This window comes from Tissierellales bacterium, assembly GCA_035301805.1.
GTDB lineage: Bacteria > Bacillota > Clostridia > Tissierellales > DATGTQ01 > DATGTQ01.
This window is the reverse complement of record DATGTQ010000053.1, coordinates 1-2,885: the sequence shown is the minus strand read 5'-3', so window position 1 is coordinate 2,885 and position 2,885 is coordinate 1. Positions and strand designations below refer to the sequence as shown.

The following is a 2,885-nucleotide window of genomic DNA, read 5'->3' as shown; positions in this document are numbered from 1 at the left end:
TATTTAAATGTGAAAGCATTTAAAGATGGAAATGAAGTAATAGAAGATTTGAAAGATAGATTAAATGGTAGAATAGCAGTAGAAGACATAATAAATCCAAATACAGAAGAGATAATAGTTGAAAAAGATAAAATGATTACACCGGATGAAGCTGAACTTATTGAAAAAGTAGGAATAGAAGAGGTTAAGATCAGGACAGTATTAAACTGTCAGTCGAGATTTGGTGTATGCGCTAAGTGTTATGGTAAGAATTTAGCAACGGGAGACCATGTAGGAATAGGAGAATCAGTTGGAATAATTGCAGCTCAATCCATAGGAGAGCCAGGAACTCAGCTTACTATGAGAACTTTTCATACAGGTGGTGTAGCTGCAGCGGCAGATATTACTCAAGGTTTGCCTAGGGTAGAAGAGTTATTTGAAGCTAGAAAACCAAAAGGTTTAGCTGTAATCTCTGAAATAGCAGGGGAAGTTAGCTTCAATGAAACAAAGAACAAACGAGAAATTATCGTAACTGGTTCCGATGGTGAAAAAGTTAATTACAATATAGTGTATGGGGCAAGATTGAAGGTTAAATCTGGAGATATTATTGAGGCTGGAGACGAGTTAACTGAGGGATCTGTAAATCCTCATGATATCCTGAAAATTAGAGGAATACAAGGAGTTCAAAACTATATTGTAAAAGAAGTTCAGAGGGTTTATAGGTTACAAGGTGTAGATATAAATGATAAACATATAGAAATAATAGTTAGACAAATGCTATCTAAAATAAAGATTGAAGATGCTGGAGATACAGATATGTTGCCAGGTAGCTTAGTTAATATATACGAATTTGAAGAAAAAAATGAGGTTGCTATGGCTGAAGACCAAGAACCAGCAATTGGTAGTAGAGCTTTACTTGGTATAACTAAAGCATCCTTAGCTACTGATTCATTCCTGTCAGCAGCTTCTTTCCAAGAGACTACTAGAGTATTAACAGAGTCTGCTATAAAAGGAAAAGAAGATCATCTATTAGGATTAAAAGAAAATATCATAATAGGTAAATTGATACCAGCTGGTACTGGAATGAAACGATATAGAGATGTGGATATGGTTGTAGAGGAAAATCTGGAGCTTTTAGGAGAGAATACTGTTGACATAGAAAATATCTGATGTTAGAATAGTAAAGTGTGTAAACTTAGAACAACTCTGGATAACATGAAGATTATGTGGAAGTTTCCACATAATCTTTAAAATGTTTAAAAGGAGGCAAGTTTATGACTGAAAATCTGAATACAGATAAGAAGTCAGTAGGTGCCAAAGAGGTAAAGAGGGCCTTGGATACAGGGAAAGCTAAAACCGTATATATAGCAGAAGATGCAGAAGAAAAAGTTGTCGGGAATATTATCAAATCTTGTAATGAAGGGCAGATACCGATTATATATGTTGAAAATATGAAAAAGCTTGGAGAAGTTTGTAAAATTGATATTAATGCAGCAGTAGCTGTATTATTAAAATGAAAGCACAAGGAGGTGCATTAAATGCCAACAATTAATCAATTAATTAGAAAAGGTAGGAAGAAAATTACTGAGAAATCAAACACCCCTGCTTTAGGAGTAAATTATAATACTTTAAAGAAAAGGGAAACAAATGTTAACTCTCCGCAAAGAAGAGGTGTATGTGTTGCTGTAAGAACTGTAACCCCTAAGAAACCAAACTCTGCTTTGAGAAAGGTTGCTAGAGTAAGACTAACAAATGGTGTGGAAGTGAATGCTTATATACCAGGAATAGGACATAATTTACAGGAGCACAGTGTTGTTTTAGTTAGAGGTGGAAGAGTAAAGGACCTACCAGGTGTTAGGTATCATATTGTAAGAGGTAGCTTAGATACTGCTGGAGTAGAAGGTAGAATGCAAGCTAGATCCAAATATGGTGCAAAAAGACCAAAAAATTAATAATTAAGCCATGAATGCAGAAAATATTCTGTTTAATATAGATGCATTTGGCGCAAAACGGTAGCTAACTACCGAGTACCAATGAATATACTATATATGGTTAAGGAGGGAAGTAAAGTGCCAAGAAAAGGACATGTACCAAAGAGGGAAGTTATGCCAGACCCGATATATGATGATAAAGTGATAACAAAATTAATAAACAATGTTATGCTTGATGGGAAAAAAGGCTTAGCTCAAAAAATTGTTTATGGTGCCTTAGATTATGTTGGTGAAACTACTAAAGAAGATCCATTAGAAGTTTTTCACAGAGCAATGAATAATATAATGCCTGTTCTAGAAGTCAAAGCTAGAAGAATAGGTGGAGCAACATATCAAGTACCTATGGAAGTAAGACCAGAAAGAAGAGAAACTCTAGGACTTAGATGGCTAGTCACTTTCTCTAGAAACAGAGGAGAAAAAACTATGATTGAAAGACTAGCTAAAGAAATCTTAGATGCTTCTAATGGAACAGGTGCAAGTGTTAGAAGAAGAGAAGATGTACACAAAATGGCGGAAGCAAATAAAGCTTTTGCTCACTATAGATGGTAGTATTTTTAAATATAAATTAGGCTTAAAAAGAAGGAGGAGAAATTATGCCAAAGCAAATGTCGCTTAAAAACATTAGAAATATAGGCATAATGGCTCATATTGATGCAGGCAAGACAACAACTACAGAAAGAATCTTGTTTTACTCAGGTAAGATACACAAAGTAGGTGAAACTCATGAAGGTGCATCTCAGATGGATTGGATGGAACAAGAGCAAGAAAGAGGTATTACAATCACATCTGCTGCAACTACATGTATGTGGGATGATCATAGAATTAATGTTATAGATACACCTGGACATGTGGACTTTACTGTGGAGGTAGAAAGATCCCTTAGAGTATTAGACAGTGCAATTGCTGTTTTCTGCG

The 2,885-nt window shown here is 34.9% G+C and carries 5 protein-coding genes; all 5 read left to right on the top strand.

Translation table 11 applies throughout. The annotated features are described in order from the left end of the window. Positions 1–1,149: DNA-directed RNA polymerase subunit beta' (locus tag VK071_02395; protein HLR34159.1), on the top strand; the 1,149-nt coding region annotated here is incomplete at its 5' end. Between the two features lie 104 nt (positions 1,150–1,253). Then, positions 1,254–1,496, top strand: a complete 243-nt coding sequence (locus tag VK071_02390) for a ribosomal L7Ae/L30e/S12e/Gadd45 family protein (GenBank protein HLR34158.1) — start codon at positions 1,254–1,256, stop codon at positions 1,494–1,496. Positions 1,497–1,517: 21 nt separating this feature from the next. Continuing rightward, positions 1,518–1,931: a 30S ribosomal protein S12 gene (rpsL, locus tag VK071_02385; protein ID HLR34157.1), complete on the top strand. Its 414-nt coding sequence runs from the start codon at positions 1,518–1,520 to the stop codon at positions 1,929–1,931. Between the two features lie 117 nt (positions 1,932–2,048). After that, positions 2,049–2,519, top strand: coding sequence for a 30S ribosomal protein S7 (gene rpsG, locus VK071_02380; protein HLR34156.1), 471 nt, complete (start codon positions 2,049–2,051; stop codon positions 2,517–2,519). Positions 2,520–2,563: 44 nt separating this feature from the next. Further along, positions 2,564–2,885, top strand: a 322-nt coding sequence (locus VK071_02375; protein HLR34155.1) for a GTP-binding protein, incomplete at its 3' end; no start/stop codon positions are given.

What these genes read in the sequence shown, in the direction of transcription:
- VK071_02390 (HLR34158.1), top strand. Translation starts at nt 1,254, where the DNA reads ATGACTGAAAATCTGAATACAGATAAGAAGTCAGTAGGTGCCAAAGAG.
- rpsL (HLR34157.1), top strand. Translation starts at nt 1,518, where the DNA reads ATGCCAACAATTAATCAATTAATTAGAAAAGGTAGGAAGAAAATTACT.